16 protein-coding genes and 1 pseudogene are annotated in these 19,943 nt (G+C 53.6%); 5 read left to right on the top strand and 12 right to left on the bottom strand.

Features of this window, described 5'->3' with window-relative positions; translation table 11 throughout:
* Positions 1-5: 5 nt before the first annotated feature.
* The 4 genes from KRAC_RS10940 to KRAC_RS10925 form a co-directional block, all read right to left on the bottom strand.
* Complete coding sequence (locus tag KRAC_RS10940) at positions 6-908, bottom strand: carbohydrate ABC transporter permease (protein ID WP_007906932.1); 903 nt, start codon at positions 906-908, stop codon at positions 6-8.
* A 2-nt stretch (positions 909-910) separates the two neighbouring features.
* Positions 911-1,843 carry a carbohydrate ABC transporter permease gene (locus tag KRAC_RS10935; protein WP_007906930.1) on the bottom strand — a complete coding sequence of 311 codons (933 nt, stop codon included), beginning with the start codon at positions 1,841-1,843 and terminating at the stop codon, positions 911-913.
* Between the two features lie 87 nt (positions 1,844-1,930).
* Positions 1,931-3,337 (bottom strand): ABC transporter substrate-binding protein, encoded by a 1,407-nt coding sequence (locus KRAC_RS10930; protein WP_007906928.1) that lies wholly within the window; start codon positions 3,335-3,337, stop codon positions 1,931-1,933.
* Positions 3,338-3,484: 147 nt separating this feature from the next.
* Positions 3,485-4,297 carry a phytanoyl-CoA dioxygenase family protein gene (locus KRAC_RS10925; RefSeq protein WP_157506385.1) on the bottom strand — a complete coding sequence of 271 codons (813 nt, stop codon included), beginning with the start codon at positions 4,295-4,297 and terminating at the stop codon, positions 3,485-3,487.
* Positions 4,298-4,530: 233 nt separating this feature from the next.
* Between KRAC_RS10925 and KRAC_RS10920 the strand changes: the two genes are divergently transcribed.
* Complete coding sequence (locus tag KRAC_RS10920; protein WP_007906925.1) at positions 4,531-5,484, top strand: AraC family transcriptional regulator; 954 nt, start codon at positions 4,531-4,533, stop codon at positions 5,482-5,484.
* Between the two features lie 37 nt (positions 5,485-5,521).
* Here the strand turns inward: KRAC_RS10920 and KRAC_RS10915 are convergent, their stop codons facing one another.
* On the bottom strand, positions 5,522-6,484 hold the full coding sequence (locus KRAC_RS10915; protein WP_169460877.1) for an AraC family transcriptional regulator: 963 nt from the start codon (positions 6,482-6,484) through the stop codon (positions 5,522-5,524).
* A 502-nt stretch (positions 6,485-6,986) separates the two neighbouring features.
* Between KRAC_RS10915 and KRAC_RS10905 the strand changes: the two genes are divergently transcribed.
* The 3 genes from KRAC_RS10905 to iscB all read left to right on the top strand — a co-directional run bounded on the left by KRAC_RS10905 (position 6,987) and on the right by iscB (position 11,393).
* The gene (locus KRAC_RS10905; protein ID WP_007906922.1) at positions 6,987-8,624 is read left to right on the top strand and encodes a hypothetical protein; all 1,638 of its coding nucleotides are present in this window, start codon (positions 6,987-6,989) and stop codon (positions 8,622-8,624) included.
* 49 nt (positions 8,625-8,673) lie between these two features.
* Positions 8,674-9,456 carry a phytanoyl-CoA dioxygenase family protein gene (locus KRAC_RS10900; RefSeq protein WP_007906919.1) on the top strand — a complete coding sequence of 261 codons (783 nt, stop codon included), beginning with the start codon at positions 8,674-8,676 and terminating at the stop codon, positions 9,454-9,456.
* 647 nt (positions 9,457-10,103) lie between these two features.
* Complete coding sequence (iscB, locus tag KRAC_RS10895) at positions 10,104-11,393, top strand: RNA-guided endonuclease IscB (RefSeq protein ID WP_007906915.1); 1,290 nt, start codon at positions 10,104-10,106, stop codon at positions 11,391-11,393.
* Between the two features lie 550 nt (positions 11,394-11,943).
* Here iscB and KRAC_RS71090 read toward each other — a convergent pair.
* The 7 genes and pseudogenes from KRAC_RS71090 to KRAC_RS10850 form a co-directional block, all read right to left on the bottom strand.
* Complete coding sequence (locus tag KRAC_RS71090; RefSeq protein WP_007906913.1) at positions 11,944-12,306, bottom strand: hypothetical protein; 363 nt, start codon at positions 12,304-12,306, stop codon at positions 11,944-11,946.
* 46 nt (positions 12,307-12,352) lie between these two features.
* On the bottom strand, positions 12,353-13,852 hold the full coding sequence (locus KRAC_RS10880; RefSeq protein WP_007906911.1) for an SDR family oxidoreductase: 1,500 nt from the start codon (positions 13,850-13,852) through the stop codon (positions 12,353-12,355).
* Between the two features lie 282 nt (positions 13,853-14,134).
* Positions 14,135-14,482 carry a hypothetical protein gene (locus KRAC_RS71085; RefSeq protein ID WP_157506384.1) on the bottom strand — a complete coding sequence of 116 codons (348 nt, stop codon included), beginning with the start codon at positions 14,480-14,482 and terminating at the stop codon, positions 14,135-14,137.
* 25 nt (positions 14,483-14,507) lie between these two features.
* Positions 14,508-14,783: pseudogene (locus KRAC_RS79010) on the bottom strand (helix-turn-helix domain-containing protein); the annotation flags it as partial.
* A gap of 75 nt (positions 14,784-14,858) precedes the next feature.
* Entirely contained in the window at positions 14,859-15,059 is a 201-nt protein-coding gene (locus KRAC_RS75785; RefSeq protein ID WP_244422010.1) for a hypothetical protein, read from the bottom strand.
* Positions 15,060-16,063: 1,004 nt separating this feature from the next.
* Positions 16,064-16,762, bottom strand: a complete 699-nt coding sequence (locus KRAC_RS61285) for a DUF998 domain-containing protein (protein ID WP_007906901.1) — start codon at positions 16,760-16,762, stop codon at positions 16,064-16,066.
* A gap of 781 nt (positions 16,763-17,543) precedes the next feature.
* Positions 17,544-18,047, bottom strand: a complete 504-nt coding sequence (locus KRAC_RS10850; RefSeq protein WP_007906899.1) for a hypothetical protein — start codon at positions 18,045-18,047, stop codon at positions 17,544-17,546.
* A gap of 239 nt (positions 18,048-18,286) precedes the next feature.
* Here KRAC_RS10850 and KRAC_RS10845 point away from each other — a divergent pair, with 239 nt between their 5' ends.
* The gene (locus tag KRAC_RS10845) at positions 18,287-19,537 is read left to right on the top strand and encodes a cytochrome P450 family protein (protein ID WP_007906898.1); all 1,251 of its coding nucleotides are present in this window, start codon (positions 18,287-18,289) and stop codon (positions 19,535-19,537) included.
* Positions 19,538-19,943 lie beyond the last annotated feature (406 nt).

Below are 19,943 nucleotides of genomic sequence, written 5' to 3'. Positions count from 1 at the left end.
CCTTGCTAGCCCTTCACGCCCGTCAACGTAATGCCTTGAATAAAAGTACGCTGGGCAAAGAAGAACAAAATTATGACAGGTATCACCAGCACCACGCTCACAGCCATCATTGCCCCGTATTCGGTATTATATTGACCCTGAAAGAACGAGAGGCCCAGTGACACAGTGTAGTGGTTCTGGTTACTGAGGTAGATCAGCGGCCCCAGGAAGTCGCTCCAGGATATCAGGAATTGGAAGAGCGCCACCGCAGCCAGAGCCGGTTTGGACAGGGGTAAGATGAGGCGGAAGAAAATTGACAGCTCATTCGCGCCATCAATCTTCGCCGCATCTGATAGATCCTTGGGAATGGTTAAGAAGAACTGCCTGAGCAGGAAGATGTAGAAAGGTACCCCGAAGAACGTTGGCACAATCAGCGGTAGGTAGGTATCTACCCAGCCTATGTTGCGGAACAGAGTAAACAGGGGAACCATTGTCACGTAGAAGGGAATCATCGTCGTCCCTAAGATGATTATGAATAGCGGTGTGCGTAGAGGCCAGTCGATACGCGCAATGCCATAGGCTACAAATGAGCTGGCAAGGACTGCTCCAATCATCGAGCAGAGACAAATGACCAGTGTATTGACGATGTAGAGGGCAAATGGCAGTGCCTGCAAGCCATAGATGTAGTTCCCTAGATCGATGGTCTGGGGCAACCAGGTGATCGGAAGCGCATTCAAATCGGCTTCAGTCTTGAGGGAGCCAGTGAACATCCAGAAAAACGGCGTAATAAAGATCAAGCTCAAGATGATGAGCGCCGCGTGTGTTGCTATGCGCTGCCCTATACTGAAGCGCCGATTACTGGCGCTTTGACGTGCCTCGATAAGTGCCTGCTCCTCGTTTTGTTCTGGAATGTAAATGCCCTGTGCCATGACTATGCACCTCCGTAGTAAATGCGCCGGCCAACGAAACGGAATACCAGCACGGTACACACAACGATGATGATAAATAGAACCCACGCCATCGCACTGGCATAGCCTACCTTGAAGAAGCGGAACGCGTTCTGGTAGAGATAGAGACTGGAAATGAGTGTAGAACCTGCTGGTGTGCCCTCACCATTGGTCAAGACATAAGCTGGCGCAAAGTACTGGAAGGCAGCGATCAGGCCGGTCACCAGCGCGAACAGCAGGTGTGGACTCAAGAAGGGTATGGTCACATTCCAGAAGCGGCCCCATACGCCCGCTCCATCAACCCTGGAGGCGTCGTAGAGATCCTGTGGTACATCTTGCAGGCCAGCCAACATAATGATCATAAGATTACCGACTCCCCAGACGCTAATAAGGATCAGGGCGGGCTTCGACCAGTCAGGGCTGGTCAGCCAGCCAGGACCGTTGATCCCAAAGGCGCTCAGGATGTTATTCAAAACCCCATACTGTGGATTGAGCACATAGCTCCAGACGACAGCAGATGCGACAATCGGCACAATGCTCGGTAGATAGAAAATCGTCCGGTAAACGGTGATGCCGCGTACCTTGGAATTGAGGAGAAGCGCCAGACCGAGGGCGACGAGGATACCCAGGGGAACGGAAAAGATGAGGATGTAGAAGGTGTTATAGAGAGACAACCACCAGTTACTATCGGTGAACAGGTCGGTGAAGTTTGTCAGGCCAATCCACCTGATGGGACCAAACATCGAGTACGAGGTAAAACTGTAATATAGGGATGCGAGCAGTGGGTAGGCAGTGAATCCAAGCAGACCGATGATGGCCGGTGATGTAAAGAACAGTCCCCAGAGGAAGTTACGACGCGCCTGCGGATCCCGTCGTCGAAGACGGGCACTGGACTGTTTGAGGGATGTTGCGGTCATCAATGTCCTCCTTCATTGGAATTGGATAAGCGCTCAGCGATGAGAGAGACCTATCAGGAATGCCAAAGAAATACCAGGGGTCGAGGGTTACGAACCGGCCTCGCGCTTGAAGCGGACCCACTCCTTCATGGTACTCTCCTTGACCGTTCTGAGTGCCTGCAACGGTGTCAACTTGCCATAGATAGCATCCGAGATTATTTGCTCAAATTGTGTAGCATAAAACCCACCCACAGGGATAGCTGGTCGGGAATGCTGTGCTGTCAGCAGCACATTGTAGTATGGGCCCATGATGGGATCTGCTTTCATACGATCGAAGACGGGAGTATTTTTGCAAGCAGGGGGGAAACCAACCGTTTCCCATTGAGCCAGCGTACCTTCGGGACTGGTTGAGACCCACTTGATAAAATCCCAGGCCTCATCTGGGTGTTTGGCCCCTTTAGGAACAAACAGGCTCCAGCCGCCAAACCAGGCCCCGGCCCCCGGTTGTGTTGCTCCTGGTCCCTGATATGGTAGCAAAGCCGCCCCTACATGCATATTGGGAGCTCCTGTCTTTAAGTCTCTGGCATTAGGGGCAACCAGTGGAGCCATACCCACTGTGCCGGCACCAAAGGGAGGTAACTGTAGATTTGGCGGGCTCACGTTCACCTTGTCTGCCCCGCCTACCGATCTGGCGTACTTTACCATCCATTCAAGGGCTTTGACCACATAGTCGTTGTCGGGGGTAACCTCTTCTTTCTCAGGATCATAGAATTCGCCGCCGAAAGCCCAGCCCCAGGTGAACATCGAATTGCTGAAGCCATAGGTTCCCCATGGAATCATGCCGATCTGTGTGACATTCCCTCCCTTGCTGCGGTTGATCCTTCGCGAGTACTCATCTACCTCATCGATGGTCTGAGGAGGTCGGTTGGGATCAAGCCCCTCCTTCTGGAACAGATCCTTATTCCAGAAGAAGGCAAAGTTAGGGTCCGCGTCCCACTGTACCTGCCAGACACGCCCTTTGTAGTTCATGTCATGCCAAGCTATTGGGAAGAAAGTGTCGGCAGTGATCCCATCACGCTGCAAATAGGGGGTGAGGTCTGTCATGATACCCAGTTCAGCCCACTGGGGCGTGCTGAAAGGAGTGAGATTGGCGATATCAGGAGGTGTTTTTCCCGCGATGGAGGTAAATAGCTTCGGATTGTCATCTCCGCCGCCACCGCTGGCAGGCGCATAGGTAATTTTCACGCCAACATCTGGCTGGGCTTTTTCATATCGTGCGGCAAGCTCGTTCCAACCGACGGCAACATTACTGCTAAAGACGCTATAAATCTCGATGACGGTCTTGCGTCCGGGGGCCGGATCTTTGCCTAACGAGGAAAGTCCCGGGGGCGCAGCACCCATAATGACATTACAACCAGACAGTGCAAGAGCAGTGGCTCCAAGACTCATCGTTTTGATGGCCTGGCGACGAGTAGTGAGAAAATTGAGACATTCGTTTAGCGAACTGCGAACCATAATCCTCCTCCTGGTGTGAGGTAGAACTTGATCGCGCATTCTCAGCGCTCGGTTTGTTGCGCACTACGAACCAATGATACAAATACTGGTAGGCTATGAGGTGGTGAAACAGTGTTTACTGCCCTCATAGCTACGCTGTGTATATGACTACTTTCCGCTCACGCCGTGCGGCTTGAGAGCAGCAGGGTCGATCTCGTCATTGCTGAGCTGATAGCGATTGTCGGTTGAGAGACGCAGGCGATCCTGCGTGAGATTGGGAAGCGCTTTGTGGATGGTGTACGAGCGGAAGAACAGCGCATCCCCTACTCCATAGTCAGCGGTGTGCCAGTGTGCCTGAGATTCATCCACAGGGACACCATGACCACCAACAGCGCCGGGATGTTTGATACTGTGCTCAATAAAGCCGAAGTTGTGACTGCTGGGCCAGACGGCCAGCCCGCCCAGTTCACGCGGGCAAGCGCCGAGGGGCGTCCAGCACGAATAGGTTTCGACAGAACCACGGATGTAGTAGTAGTCCTGGTGTGGTGGTGTCGCGAAAGCCACCGCACCGGGGAAAGTTATGCGCCCGATGCGTCGTGGGTGCACGAAGACTTCCTCACTCAGTAATTTCTGTGCCACCCCCATAAGCGCAGAATGGCACGGAAAGTTATGGAAACTGGGGGTACGCAACACCTTGCGATAAGCAGCAGCGTATTCTGGCTGCCCCTCGGTTAGCGGCTTGTGTCCGGGCATCGCTCGCCCTTCCATCAAGTCGTAAGCTGGATCAACCCATCCTGCCGCGCTAATCACTTCCAACACAGCACGCCGTACGGTGAGTACCTCCTCCTCTGGAACGAGTCCCCGGAAAAAGAGATACCCTTGTTCGTTCATCTGCTTTCGCAGCGCTTCGGCAGCGGCGTTCGCATCGGACTCGACAAACGGCGCGTAGGTATCAAAAGTTGCAGATGTCAAATCGCTCATCGCCTGCCTTTCTGTATGCTGAAACATCGTAACATGCAGTACTGCTACTTCCATGTCTTGCCTTACACTTATCATGTGGTGCTCAAATTTCACCTACCTGCTAGCATGATAAAACAATCATCGCTTGACAAGACACACGATCTTCAGGTAAGTATAAAAGCAAGGGTGGATCATTGTCTTGTCAATTTCAGCGGATTTCTTGGCATTTTCTCCAGAAAAGGTAGGTGTATAGCATGCAGTATCCAGATACATATCTATGGACGGAGCGAACGAGACCGCAGGAGGTTATTCCTTGCTCTTTTGCGAACATGGAGCAACATCAATCCATTCCTCTTCTGCTACGACACGAGCGCTACGCTGATGGCCTAGACACCGGTCCGCACCACCATGTAGATTTCTACGCCCTCTATATCGTTCAGAACGGGCATGGCATCCATGTGGTTAATCACCATCCCTATACGGTTGTGCCTGGAGATGTCTATATTCTTCCACCCGGAGCAACCCATGCTTATCAGCACTATCGCACACTTGAGCTCGACGCGTTTTACTTTCAACGTCATCTCTTCTCTGCTGAAGAACTAGCAGCATTAAGTGCGCTACCCGGATTCTGGCGTTTACTTATCGGTGCAGAGGATACCGTCGGAGATAAGCAGCCCTGCTATGCGCACCGCTTGCACCTTTCACCAGAGCATCATCGTGCCGTGAATGCGATACTTGGAGAAATTTGCCTGGAGTATGTTGAACCAGAACTCGCCGCTGTCCTGTTGACGCACTGCCAGTTATTTCATCTACTTGTCTCTGTCACACGCGGGCAAGGACCGGTAGACAAAGAACTTCCTGCTTCCAAAATGAGCGGGGAAACTGCCTGTAGTAACGGCATTGCCAAGGTTCTGCGCATTTGTGAGGAGCGTTTTCATGAGCCGTTGACCGTACCACAACTAGCTTCTCTACTGTTTCTCTCCCCCAGCCGCTTTAGCGAGATCTTTACACGCGAGGTCGGTGTCCCACCAGCTACGTACATACGCTCCCTACGCCTGGAACGTGCCCAGACGCTGCTGCGCACCACCTCGCTTAATATGACCGAAATCGCGCAGCGAGTTGGCTTTAGCGATGGTCCCCGCCTGGCTCATGCCTTCCAGACTACCTTCCATCAGACGCCCACAGCCTACCGGGCAACCTTTGGATAAGTAAGACACGCCGACAAGTTGGAGGCTAACCGCCATCTTATACCTGCTTGCTCTCATCGAATGTGGCCTGGTGTGTTTGATCGGACTGGATCATCGGCGCAAAAAATTGTGCCCGGTATGCAGAGGCACTCACCCCTACCTGAGCCTTGAAGCGACGGGCAAAATGCCGTGGTTCGGGCCAGCCTACTGCTGCACCGATGGTAGCAATAGGCAGATCTGTAGTGATCAGCAAATGTGTCGCCTGCTGGGTGCACTGGCGCGTGAGATACGCTATAGGTGATATTCCGATATGTGCTGTAAACAATCTCACCAAGTAGGAACGATCAATTCCCAGGCGTTTAGACAACGTTTCCAGACTCCAGGGATAGGCAAGTTGCTTATCGAGCAGGTTTTTAGCAGAGAGCACAGTCATAGGTAACGCCCGTTTCCATGCTAGGGAAGGCTCATTGATTGCATCGCGCTCGCCCATATCTTGAGCAAGTTGGGTGAGGAAGAGGAGCAGATGCCCAAGGATGGCAGTTTTTTGTAAAACACTGTTTGTCTGTTTTGCAATGTGAATAGTGTCCAGGTGGCTCAAGCATGTAGTAGAGATCGGCTGAGCAAGATGAAAAAAATGGATACTGTGCTGTTCTACACTGGTCGCTTTTGCCACAAAGAGGTGCTGGAGCCACGCTTCTTCGCCCATCCAGGAAAGCTCGTTTTGCAGCAAGCTACGACTAAAGCAGCAATTATAGACTTCGAGTTGCCGGCAAGCACGGTACACATGCCAGGCACCAGGGCGAAGAATGATGATGTCACCTGGCGCAAGTGATTGTTCTCCTACTAGCGATATATGGTTCCCATACCCCGAAAGAACCAGGACGACCTCGACAAAATCATGCGAGTGAGGTTCAAAATCTCCATTCATCAGGGAAACGCGCTGTGCTATGACCGGTACACCATCATTACCGTAGAGATGCTGCCAAAGTAATGCTTTAGGTCTTCTTTGATTACTCATCATGTCACTTTCATGCCAACCAAAACTGCACGAGTTACGCATATAGTTATCGTTAAAAACGACTATAGTTGGTACTGACGTACTATATCAATAATAGCGAAGAAGTAGACGTTTTTTGCCTAACAGTTTCTCGTTATAAAACGGTATATTACTATCGTAATCATACAAAAAGATCCATTCGATCGGCGCTTGAAGCGGCGTGTCGTTATCGTAGTTGCTTAAACACCTTTTTACAGGAAATGGGTGGGAAAGCCCCCGTTTTTGAAGCGGGGGATGAACCGCCGTTCCCTACTCCAGGGGAAGAGGGTGGCTGAGGAGGGAAAGCTCTTGAGAAGTGCGGCTGAGAAGTGCGCCCGGGATGCCCCCTCTCGCAGCAGGAAACAATCCCTTTCCAGAGAAGCTCTCCTTCGGGGAACCCATAAAAAAGAACTTGCGTTCTAGTCCGCGTTCTGCTAGAATAGACGCATCAGCATACAAGCGCTAGATGTGAGGAGAGAGGAGACTGATGGACAAGAAACGCCAGAGCAAGCAGCAACAGGAAGAGCAGCGGGAGAAGCGGCCAGCCACGCCCACATTCCTGCTGGAACTGCCCCTGGTGGTCCATCCCGGGCAAGCGGCCCGCCTGCGCGCCCACCTGGAAGCCGCTCGCCTGCTCTATAATGCTATCCTCTCCGAAGGACAAAAGCGCCTACGCCGCATGCGAGCTGATCCCGCCTGGCAAGCTGCTCGCGCCCTTCATCGCACCCACAAAGCGGAACGAGCAGCGGCCTTCTCCGCCTTGCGCAAGCGGTATGGCTTCAGCGAAGCAGCCTTGCACGAAGCGGTCAAAGCCCTGCGCGTGGGCTGGATTGCCGAGCATATTGAGGCCGTGCTGGCGCAAACGTTGGCCACTCGCGCCTATCGAGCCCTCAATCGTGTCTGCGTGGGCCAGGCCAGGAGGGTCCGCTTCAAGAGCCGAGGACGTGGCTTCTCCAGCATCGAAAACAAGCGCAACGATACCAGCCTGCGTTTTGTCTTGCAATCCCCCGAAGAAGGCAACGCCGGCTTTCTGCTCTGGAACGGGGATCAGCTCCCAGCCCTCATCGCCTGGAAGGATGAGGTAGTGACCCATGGCCTAAGGCATCGCATCAAGTATGCCCGCCTTATCCAACGTCCCGCCAACAGTCCCAGGGCAGCCGGTGCCGATGCCGAGGGCTACCGCTACTTCGTGCAGCTGGCCTTGGAAGGTGTGCCGCACCGCAAGAAAAAGCACAAGGTGGGCACAAGCATTGTTGGGGCTGATTTGGGGCCTTCGACTCTGGCCCTCGTTCCCCAGGAAGGGGAGGCAAGTCTGGAGGTGTTCTGCGCCGAGTTGGCTCCTGATGCCAAAGCCATTCGCCGCTTGCAACGGCAGATGGATCGGCAGAGGCGAGCCGCCAATCCCGAAAACTACGACGAGAAGGGGCGCATCAAAAAACAGGGCAAAAAGAAGCTGCGGTGGAAGCAGAGCAAGTGCTACCAGGCTACCCGACGGCGCAAGGCGGCCAAAGAGCGCAGGCTGGCAGCTCACCGCAAGAGCCTGCATGGCCGCAAGGTGCACGAGGTCGTCGCGCTGGGCAAGACCATCATCCTCGAAAAGATCTCCTACAAGGCCTGGCAGAAAACATATGGCAAGAGTGTGGGATTGCGAGCTCCAGGGATGTTTGTCGAGTTATTGAGACGCACCGTTGCAAGTACGGGCGGCACCCTGATCGAGGTCCCCACGCGCACGACAGCGCTGAGCCAATGGTGTCATGGCTGTGGCAAGCGAGTAAAGAAGCCGCTCTCCCAGCGCTGGCATCAGTGTGTCTGCGGCATTGGGCCAGTTCAACGCGATTTGTACTCGGCCTTTCTGGCGGCCTACCTGGATCCAGCAGAACCTATTCCCTCGTGTGCCCGATACCAGGGGTATTGGGAGGGGGCGGAAGCGCGCCTGCGAGCAGCACATGAGCGTACTATACAACGCGCGAAAGAGGGGCAGACGTTGCCCCGAAGCTTGGGGTTGACTCGAGCCGGAGCGCGTCTGCTCGAACGTCCGGGGGAACGACCACTAGAGCAAGCGCTCCTCTCCACAAGGGAAGCACTTGAAGCGTGGAAAGAACCCCTGGAACCCCCACCGCTTTAGCGGGGGAGCTTTCAGGGACCTCATATGTGAAGAGTAAAGGAGTTTTCACATGACAATATCTGTCTATACGACGACTGCGGAAAACCTTTCTACTGAAACTATCGAGACGTATCGCAGGCAAGGATTCGTGTCTATTCGTGGCATTATTTCGCCAGAGGAAGTGACACGATTCCGCGCAGCTACTTTGGAGACGCAGAAACGCATCAAGAACTACTCACATCACAGCAACATCTTCACGCAACTGGTCAATGTCTGGCGCGAAGATGCGGCGATACGCCAGCTTACTCTCCACCCCAACGTGGCCGCGATAGCCCAACGGCTGGCAGGCGTTCCCCTGCGTATCTGGCACGACCAGACGCTTATCAAGGAACCACACAACAATGCACCAACGGAGTTTCACCAGGATCAACCTTACTGGCCGCACGCCAACTCAACCCATGCGCTGAGTGCCTGGATCGCGCTCGTCGATGTGCCAGCCGAAAGGGGCTGCATGACCTTTATCCCCGGTTCACAGACAAAAACTGAACTCACCAGCCAGGATCTTTCTGATGCCCATGACTTGATGAGGAAGTGCCCTGACCTGGTATGGATGCAGCGCGTTACAGTCCCCTTAAAAGCGGGCGATTGCACCTTCCATCATGCTCGTATCGCCCACATGGCAACGCCAAATTTTACCGATGAGCAACGTATCGCGCACGTCGCTATCTATATGGATGCCAGCACGACGTACACCGGGAAGCGGCATGTCATCACCGATCCTCTAGAGCTACAAATGGGCCAGAAACTGGAGGGCGACTTTTTCCCAACGGTCGAGGAAATAGTCGCGCGCTAGGCAACACTCTGTGTGGTTCATTGCCCTCCCTCAATGACTCCGCTGGAAAATTTGAAACGATGTGTTAGCAACACATACAAGGACGTCGATGGATTGCCAAGCCATAACAGGTAGCTTGCTTTTTAGCGGAGTCATCAATGGGCGGAGCATGTCTTGTTTGGTAAAACAACTTTATACCAGCAAGACCTCGACCCCCAATTGACTAATCTGGTTTACCAGGTGGAGCGGAGATTGTTTGTCGGTGATAATCAGGTCGAGGCGCTCTAAGGGACAGATGGTAGCTAACGCTGACGGAGAACCTTATAATGAGATGATTTGTTAGTCTTAGTCAACGATCCCCACGCATGAATGCGGGGGCTTGTCCCTTGTGTTGATGCCGTCTTCGTTGTCCAGCCGAGGTACCAGAGCCCGCAGGCAAGGCGCTGATTGGTACCAGCGTTGCGCTCGTCACGACACCTCGTTGTGCTTCCTCAGCAGCGAGCGCTGTCGCTCAGCGTTAAAAGCACCCGTCGGGGTACGGGTCGGTGCGTTGAGCCGAACAAGCGAGAGCAACACCGGCGAGGGGAGCGTCCTGAGTCAGCCTGCTCAGGACCGTTACACAGCCCGGTAACGGGGCCCTCACACGAGGGAAACGAAAGGAGTCACCCATGGTGTTTGTGCTCGACAGATACAAAAAGCCGCTCATGCCCTGTACCCCCAGACGTGCACGCCTCCTGCTCGCACGCAAGCGGGCGGTGGTCCACCGGCTCAGCCCCTTCACGATCCGTCTCAAGGACCGCAGCGTCCAGCAGAGCACGCTGCAACCGGTGGCGCTCAAGATCGATCCTGGCGCAAAAACCACGGGCCTGGCCCTGGCGCGGGTGGAGGAGACCAGCGAGGGAGAGGTGCACCACGCGCTGCACCTGGCCGAACTCTCCCACCGAGGAGAGGAGGTCCGCGACCGACTGCGCAAACGGGCCGGGTATCGACGCCGGAGGCGTTCGACCAACCTGCGCTATCGGCCGGCGCGCTTCCTCAACCGCCGTCGAGCGCCTGGCTGGCTCCCGCCGTCCCTGCGCTCACGCATCGACAATGTCCTGTCCTGGGGCAGGCGCTATCAGCGCTGGGTTCCGCTGGTGCGCATCGCGGTGGAGCGCGTGAAGTTCGACACGCAGCTCTTGCAGCAACCAGAGATCTCCGGGGTCGAGTACCAGCGCGGGGAACTGGCCGGTTGGGAAGTGCGCGCCTATCTCCTGGAGAAGTTCGGGCGCAGGTGCGTGTACTGCGGGCGCACGGACACGCCCTTCGAGTTGGACCATATCCAGCCGCGCAGTCGGGGTGGTTCCAACCGCGTGTCGAATCTGGCGCTCAGTTGCCACACGTGCAATGCCGCCAAGGGGGAGCGCACCGCCGCGGAGTTCGGCCATCCCGAAGTGGCCGCCCAGGCGAAGCAGCCGTTGCGGGACACGGCGGCGGTCAACGCCACCCGCTACGCGCTCTGTGACGAACTGCGCACGCTGGACCTGCCGCTCACCACCTGGAGCGGCGGACGCACGAGATGGAACCGGGCGCGCTTCTCGATCCCCAAGACGCACGCGCTGGATGCCCTGTGCGTGGGGGAGGTGGCGGGAGTCAAGGTGGGTGCGCACCAGGCCCTGGCCATCACAGCCACGGGTCGGGGTCGCTACAGCCGCACGAATGTCGACGAGTCGGGCTTTCCGGTTGGCTCCTTGATGCGCCGCAAGCAGGTCCTGGGAATCAAAACGGGGGACCGGGTGCGGGCCATGGTTCCGGAAGGGTTTGCGGCGCAGGGGACCCATACCGGGCGCATCGCCGTGCGCGCGAACAAGCACTTTCGCATGGGCAAGGTGCAGGGGATTCCTGCGCGATTTTGCCGGGTGCTCCAACTGGCCGACGGCTACGACTATGCTGTGGTGGCAACGACCTTGCAGGGATGACGGACCGAGGAGCCCCCTCCCCTGCCACCAGGAAAGGAACGCCTGCTTCCTCCCCATGGGTGAACCCAGGGGCATCCGCAGGCCGAATGAGGTGATAGACCTCACCACTCTCTTCCATTTCTCCGAATACGTTGACCATACCTCTGCTACTTACTTGCAGCCCGAACGATACGCCTTATTGTTTCGTATGAGACGCTGTAATCGTCTGCAACCTTCCGTAGTGGCTCCTGGTTCTCAACAACGCGGCGTACCACATTCGACCACTCGGAAATGGGGATTTTCCATGGTGGCGTATTTGGACCTGGATGGCGTTGAGAGAGGGAAACCACTACTGGAGTATCAAGGGCCTGGTCAAATGGATCATCAGATTGGGCATAATCAGAACTGGACTTTGGCGTAGAGATCAGAATATCATTGTGATCAGCAAACAACTTCTCGATGGGGATCAATGCCAGGGGCGACCGGTGGTTCGTCGCCCGTCGGTTCCGCCGCGCCTATTTGTAGAAAAATACACAAATAGGAGCTTTTCTTTTCTTCTGGCCCGTCTTTCTCAAACGCGGCAAACAGCGTTTGCACTTGGCTGGTTGGCGTGTGCATGGCCAGCGTTGGCTAGACCAAAGATGACCTGGTAAACGTTGAAGCCAGCGCCAGGCGCAATGATAAAAAGCAAGACGGCGGCGACACCCTGGAGCTTTCTGCCAAGATCAGCGAGCAGAGCAAACCAGAGACGATGCGCCAGGCCGCACGTGATCTGGTGAAAGAGGCTCACGCCGCCCTGGAGTGGCCGCTCTCCAATGAGCCGCTCGCCAATAGGATCTTCCGTTCGCTCGACGAACGCCAAGACATACAGGCCGAGCGCTGTAGCTGGCTCCAAGCTTATCCTGAAATCGTTCGCGGACGGACCGCCTTTCATTGGTGGCCTTCTTTAGACACGACTCCAACGGATTTGAGATTCCTACTCAAGGAAAGCTTTGCTGACTCACGAAGCCCTTCTGCTCTCTACGGGGGATTTGCTCGGCTTTTCGTACGATAGCAGCAATCAGACCTCTGAAGATCAAGCGATGCAAGGGATAGAGACTATACCAGTAGAACAATCCTTTCAGACCTTTCGGTTCGTAGATAGCGGTCTGGAGCAAGCGCCTTTTCCCGAGTCCCTGCGGCACAATTTCGAATTGCAGCCACGCTTTGCCGGGGAGTTTCATTTCCGCGCGCAACCGCAACAGTCGATCAGGGACCAGCACCTCCACGCGCCAGAAGTCCAGTGAATCACCCACGCGCAGTTTGGCGGTAGGAGACCTGCCTCGACGTAAGCCGACACCACCTACGAGGCGATCGAGGGCCCCACGGATTTTCCACAGCATATTTGCATAGAGCCACCCATTCTCTCCACCCAAACTAGTCAGCACTTGAAAAATGGCCGCTGCAGATGCCGGAGTGACAAAATGACGGCGCTCAAAAATGAGTCCTTCACCTTGTTTACGCAGGGGTTGAGATGACGTGTACTGGCTAGAAAATCCTGACCTGGCCAGATCACCCTCGCCAATTTCTTTCCGCTCCAAGACCAGTGCCAGCGCCTCTTCATAACTGAGAGGTGTAAAAGGGAACAGTCGCTGTGACGTTGGGTCCTGCACCACAGCCTGATTTTTCAATCCATCGATCAAAGGCCTGGCCACATTCACTGATAAGGGGGTCACTAATTTTACCCACCAGGAGGATAGTCGAGGAGTCAGCACGGGCACTGGGATGAGCCAACGCTTCAATCCACGTGCCCTGGCGTAGATAAGCATCATCTGGCCATAGCTTAAAGGCTGGTCGCCGCCAATCTCTATAATCCTATTCTGGGTCTCAGGGAGGCCAAGGCACGCTACCAGATAGCGCAGGACATCCTGAACAAAAATCGGCTGAGTCAACGTATGAACCCACCTGGGACAGATGAGCAGAGGCACCCGTTCAGTCAGGTAGCGAATCAATTCAAAGGAGATATTTCCCGACCCAATAATGACACTCGCCCGAAATTCGGTGACAGCTACGCCTGAAGCACGTAACTGCTCGCCCACAGCATGGCGACTTTTCAAATGCGGAGAAAGGGTATCCTGATCACGGCCAAGCCCACCCAGGTAAATGATGCGCTGAACACCTGCCGCCTGGGCGGCCTGCCCAAATTGCAGTGCGGCCAACAGATCACGCTCGGTAAACCCTCGTTCGCCCGCCTTCATGGAATGGACCAGATAATAGGCAGCAAAAACCCCCTTGAGAGCCGACTGGAGCGTTTCAGGGGTAAGGACATCTCCCTGATATACCTCCACCTGCTCCCAATTCCGGCACGCGAGGCGGGCAGGATCTCGCACCAAACAGCGCACAGTCCATCCTTTCTGGAGTAAATGCGGGACCAATCTACTCCCAATATAACCTGTCGCGCCAGTAACCAGAATGGTTTGAGATGATGAGAGCCTCGTCATAATCTCCCTCGTTTTCTAAAGTAGGAAACGCATGTGTTTCCAGTCTTTGTTTGACAACGCTGACGACCCGAACGTACCGAACATACCTTCCTCTACCTCTCCCCTTGGAGTATAGCCAGGGGCACAAAACAAAACAGTTCTGAAATGGAAGAGTCTTGAGACTGCCCACGAGTGACTCCAGGAGATACGTTCTGCGCGTTGAGTCCAGCAGAAAAATTTTGCTCTTGCAGGAGCAGGAGCACATGACGAATACTGCCATAAGGGATTTGGAATAGAGCACTGTTAGCCAGTGCTCTGCTGGCAAGCAGCGCGAACGGTACGCCTGATCGTCTCATGCGAAACGCCATAATTCTCTGCAACCTTGCGTAGTGGCTCCTGGTTGTCAATGACACGGCGTACAACAGTGGGCCACTCTATTGATGGAATACCGCGTCGGGGTTTCTTCGGCCCTGGTCGTCGTTGGGTAGTGAGTAGAGGAAGAGGAAGAATACACGCTTGATCTTGAGCGAACAATGCTTGCAGCTTGATATAGAGTTCACCATCAGGTTCAAGGTAGAGCGTCAATACTGGTGAGAGCGAGGTCGTAGCCCGTCGGTTCCGTCTCGCTCCCCCAGTGGGACACGCCGACACTCATCGAGTGTCGGCGTTTTTGTTTTTACGACGGCTTGTGCCTCATGACCAACCGCCGAAGTGACTCGGGGTTGACGCCAAACTGCCGGGCCACCTGTCTCAGCGATTTCCCCTCATCCAGTAACCGAAACGCCTCTTCCCGCTGCTCAGGCGAGAGCTTCTGGCTCGTCTGCCGCTCGATGCCTTCCTGCTCAACCAACCGCTGGATCGTTCCTCTCGAGGTGCCCAGAGCACTGGCGACCTTGCGAATGGACATCTCGGGCTGCTGCAAGAGCGTGATCGCCTCTTCTCGCTGTGCGGGCGAGAGGCTCGGGTGTGCGGGCGGTGGAAGATGCCTGGTGGCGAGGTCCCGTTTGGGGGGCCAGTACTCGGCGCGTCACCAGAGCCCTTCCTCCCTTTGCTCCCATTTCCCCGTCTGCTGGAGACCTAACGCGAGGACGGGAAGGACGCTAGGTCGCGGGATGAGCCCGACGATGACTTGATGCTCCAGATCGTAGACCAGCCCTTCCATCATGAGCAGTCCCACAACGATATCGCGCCGCTCCTCCGGGGTTGCCTCGCTCCAAGAGGCGGCCATATCTGCGAGCGCCTCCCCCACTGAAAGAGAAGCCTGTTTGATAGCCTCTCGGTCTTGCTCTGGGAGGAGCTGAGTGAGCCCGAGGAAGACCTCTTGTGGATTCACCCTTCCGCACATCGAACGTTGCTCCGTCTCTCTACGCTAACCAGTTCGACGTAGGATGGACAAGTAGGCCACGTAATACCGATATTACCTCGTTGTGCGATTAGGAGGTTGGGGAATTTGGCCCGAGCACGACGACTTGTCGATGTTTTATGTCATTGCCTGCAAATATTTGAACCTCATGGGTTGTTGTGTGAATACGGCCAATTGGCTCTCCTTTCCCCTCCATGTAGACCGAAGTCCAGTCTATGCCTTTGGTGGAGAGATCTATCAGCAACGAAATTTCCCATATTACGTTGAACTGCGCGACAATGTGTCCATTTTGAAATTGCAGGCGCAACGTCTTGTTCCTTCTACGATAAAAAATAGCGTATGCTTTCACCATTGTATCTTATCTTTGCCTTCTCCCTGAAATAAGAATGCCCCTTTTCCCCACTCGGGCTGCATCTAAAGCGTTGCTCTTCTGGAAACAGATAATGCCATGGAACCTCTCTCTCCCCTGGTACGATAGTGTCGAGTAAAGTGAATTTGAGCGAGCCTATGAATGAGGCTGCCGCCTTCATAAGCGCAAATGGAGAAAGACGAAACAAGAAAGGAGGAGAATTTATTGTAGGAATACAAAGGCCCAGCACTACACTGGGCCTTTGTATTCCCCATCTTGACGAGTAAAAGGAATCTTATGAAGAGGTTGGTTGGGTTTGAGAGGAGACCTGTTCTAGGAGAACAGCCTCAACGCGGAGAAATTCTCGGTCGTCTCGATCAGACCCTCGCTGCCGCAAACCCAACCTGCGCTGGCACCTCAACCAAGAAGTCCCCAGACTATTTTGTGTGAGGGATGAAACGATGAGAAGAAAGCGACCATCGTCCGATGGTCGCTTTCTTCTCATCGTTTGAGTTCTATTCTACCTACGTATTCGCTTCAACTGTATCAATCCCAAAAACACATACCAGACAAAGGCCTCGATCTCCATAAACCTCTGCATCAATCCGCCAATCGGTGCAGTCCAGCGCCCATGATTGTAAAAGTATGGCCCGAAGATCAGGAGCAGCGTGAGCAATCCAGTTGCCAGCGAATACCAGCCAAACCCGCGCCAACCCACCTTTTTCAGCAGGCTCGACCCGATAACCAACAAGGCGATGCTCAGCAGGTCAAAAAGCAGATGGAAGCCAAGAATATGCAGGAAATCATGCCACGCCACTGGATGCCCTGACACTCCTTCCGTAAACAGCCCACCAAGTACAAGCCCACAACCCGAAAGGAGCATTAGCATCAGGCTGATCTTGGAGCGGATCTTGCCCAGAATGGGGGAGAGAGCCTGGTAGGCCCCTATAGCCGCAATGAGAAAGAACAGGCCGCAAATCACGAATGTTAGGCTTTGCGTCCAGCCCAGCGGCCCCAGTTCCAAGTCACTAATCGGCTGGCGAATAGGCGAATATCCAGGCCTGAGCAGCCCATTCATGACAAATTCGATAACGAAGATAAGCGGGGTAGCGAGAGATATCAGCGCGAAGAATACCGGGAGAATTTTTTGCCATCCCCATGTGGGCTGCGTGAATGATTGCTCTTTAGATGGGAGAACCTCTTCATAAACGTGAGACATTAGTATTCCTTCCCTCATGTTTGTCGAGTGCTGCGTATCGTTTCTATCCATAAATATAGGTTACTTCTGTCGCGCCATTATCACTAAATTGTCGTGATTCTGTCACAAAGTGTAAATGCCGCAAATCTCATGAGAGAATATGCACAATTGAGCTAGTAATGGGCTAGCTCATTACGGACATTGAAGGTGTATAGCGAGCGCAATAGCATTGGCTCCATGCCTTCCCTTCCTGTTTTCCTGATCGAGGCAGTATGCTTTTGTTCCTACTTATCTTCCCAGATGAAATGCTTGCAATCCATGTTCTTGTCGAACCGAGGCTGCTCCCGAAGTGGGATGAAACTCAATCTGGCTTTCGAGCTCCTGGTGCATAAATAGATGAGCTTGTTCTCTTCTGAGCAGCATTGATTACGCGTCGAACTGTCTCATGCGAAACACCATAATCCACTGCACCCTTGCGCGGTGGTTCTTGGTTCTCAACAACACGGCATACTACGTTCGACCATTCGGAAACAGATATTTTCCATGGTGGTGCGTCTGGTCCTGGGCGACGTTATGATAAAGGAATGTCTCCTGGATGATCAAGGGCCTGTTCAAGTGGAGTGCCAGATTGAGCATAATCAGAACTCGATTTCGGCGTATAAATGAGGATGTTACCGTGACCAGAGAACAACTTGTCAATGGGGATCAAGCCCAGGTGTGAGCTTGCCCCGTTTTCGTAGAGTCTCTCCAGGTTGGAGTTGAGGAGCCATGCTCGCTGTGCCACGACCGATGTGTGTGCAATTTATGTGATAGCAGCCACGAAAATCTCTAGATTCCCTGTCCGCGTATCATTCCAGAAGGGATAGAACACACCTGGCCCACTGGCGAGGCCCTGGTAATTGCCAATCCACCAGGAAAAATCGCCACCGGATGAGGCCAGCTCGGGATCGAATGGCTGATCGGTGACAACTACTGGCCCTTCCAGACAAAGACTTTGCGGACGCGAGCGCGCCAGAACCACATTCATGCGCTCATTTGCATAGGCAAACGCGGAGACCGCGATGATCCCCGCCTTACTCACCGCCAGTTGTGGTTGAAAGTAGCAGATTTCATCTGTGGCAGCATTAGGAAAAACGCTTGTCGGAGAGCACCACGTGCTTTCCCCTTTCGTGGCATGAGTGAGCATAACCTCGGAATAATTCGTTCCTACGTTATAGCTTGCATAGGCGACATACACACTGCCATCACGCGGATGAACCGCGATTGCCGGAAGCGTGAACAACTGGAGTTGGGATGGCAGTATCATAGGCTGCGGCTGTGAGAGATTACTTGCTCCTCTCAGTAGAGACCTCTTTTCTTTTTATGCTGCTAGCTTGCTGTTAGCTCGTTGCGCATCCTGTGGGCAGATCCACATTTCAGATCATTTATCACTTGACATGAACATATATCTATTGTTTAATTTATCCTGGTAACGTTTTAGCTGTACTTCATCCATACAGGACCATTGTAACAAACGGAACTTTGTGAAAGGATATCTTTACTACTATGAGTATTCCTTTTGATCAGCGACAAGTAGATGCGACAGCACTCGGTTTGCTCAGTGGCCAGCTAACTGAAAACCCCTTTCCAGCCCTTGCCCAATTGCGTGGTATGGGCGCCGTTCTACCTGCCTCGTTGCCTTTTGGCAATGGCACAAACAAAACATGGATTGTCACGCGTCTGGAAGAAGCTATTTATATTTTGAAAAACCATCGTCTGTTTACCGTTGATTCTGCGAAGATTGACCCCAACGGTTTTTCTTTTTTTCGGCAAAGTGACGCGGATGCACCAGCGATAAACCCCTTTGGCGAAACGATGCAATCGCTGGATGAGCCGGATCATCGTCGTTTGCGGGGACTGGTTGCCAAGACTTTTACTCCCAGGTACGTGCAATCCTTACGTCCTCTTATCCAGCAAATAGCGGATGAATTGCTCGATAGGGTGCAGGGACAGGGCCATATGGAATTTGTGAAGGATTATGCTTTACCGCTGCCGAGTAACGTTATTTCAAAGATGTTGGGCATTCCAGTACACAAGTGGGAGCAGATTCTCACCTGGTCTGATACACTCGCTAGTGCTGGCTTGATGCCAACCGAAGAACAGAAAATACAAATGCATGGATTCTTAGCCTATGTTGCCGAACTGGTTGACGATAAACGGCAGCATCCTGCGAACGACTTGATCAGCCAGCTGATCCAGGTTGAAGAAGAGGGGCAACACCTCAAAGAGAGCGAATTGATCGCGTCGATTGCCCATCTCATTTTTGCAGGACATGAAACTACATCCGGCCTAATCAGCATTGGCACACTGATGTTGCTGGACCATCCAGATCAGCTTGCCAGCCTGAAAGCTGATCCAGAGAAGATTCCTGCTGCGGTTGAAGAGTTATTGCGCTTCAATGGGCCGATTCTCCTTTTTGCACCACGTTTTGCCATGGAGGCGACTGAGATCGCTGGGCAACAGATTCAACGTGGGGATATTCTGATCATTTTGCCACACTCGATAAATCGAGATGAGACGCAGTTCGAACAGGCAAATGTATTGGATGTTACACGTCATATTGATCATAATGCAGCCTTTGGTTATGGCATTCATATGTGCCTGGGTATGCCGCTTGCTCGTATGGAAGGAGAGATCGCCTTCATGACTTTGCTACGGCGGATGCCGAATCTGCGACTTACTGTACCCCGTGAATCTATTTCCTGGAATGCCAGTGGTGGTTTGCGGGGATTGGTGGAGATGCCAGTCGCATTTTAAGCAGTAAAGATTTACCTGGACAAGACATGATGAAAGTATAGAAATGGTCAGTTAGCGCCATGATTGGATAAAATCTACCTGATAAAAAGTTGGTAGTAAGCACGAAGAGTGGTTCTTACACATTCTTGATACTGCTGGCGAACCCCCATGAAAGGCTTTCCCATGGGGGGTACAGAAAACCAACCGAAACCGACGCAAGAGAAACCGTGCTGCGCTTTTCTTTGTCTGCGCGACCACGCTCAGAGGTGCGCAACAGCCCCGCTTGTTCAAGCTGGAGGAGTGGCCATCTGGTCGATCACATCGGAAAGGTCTTCTCTGCTTGTCGGTATTTCCCTGCCTTCCAGGGTTCGCCAGCAGTATCATTCTTGATACTGGTGAGTAAGCTACCTCAGAAATGTCATTCATT

Origin of the sequence: Ktedonobacter racemifer DSM 44963 (assembly GCF_000178855.1) — a bacterium.
Taxonomy (GTDB): domain Bacteria; phylum Chloroflexota; class Ktedonobacteria; order Ktedonobacterales; family Ktedonobacteraceae; genus Ktedonobacter; species Ktedonobacter racemifer.
This window is presented reverse-complemented; position numbering and strand designations above follow the sequence as displayed.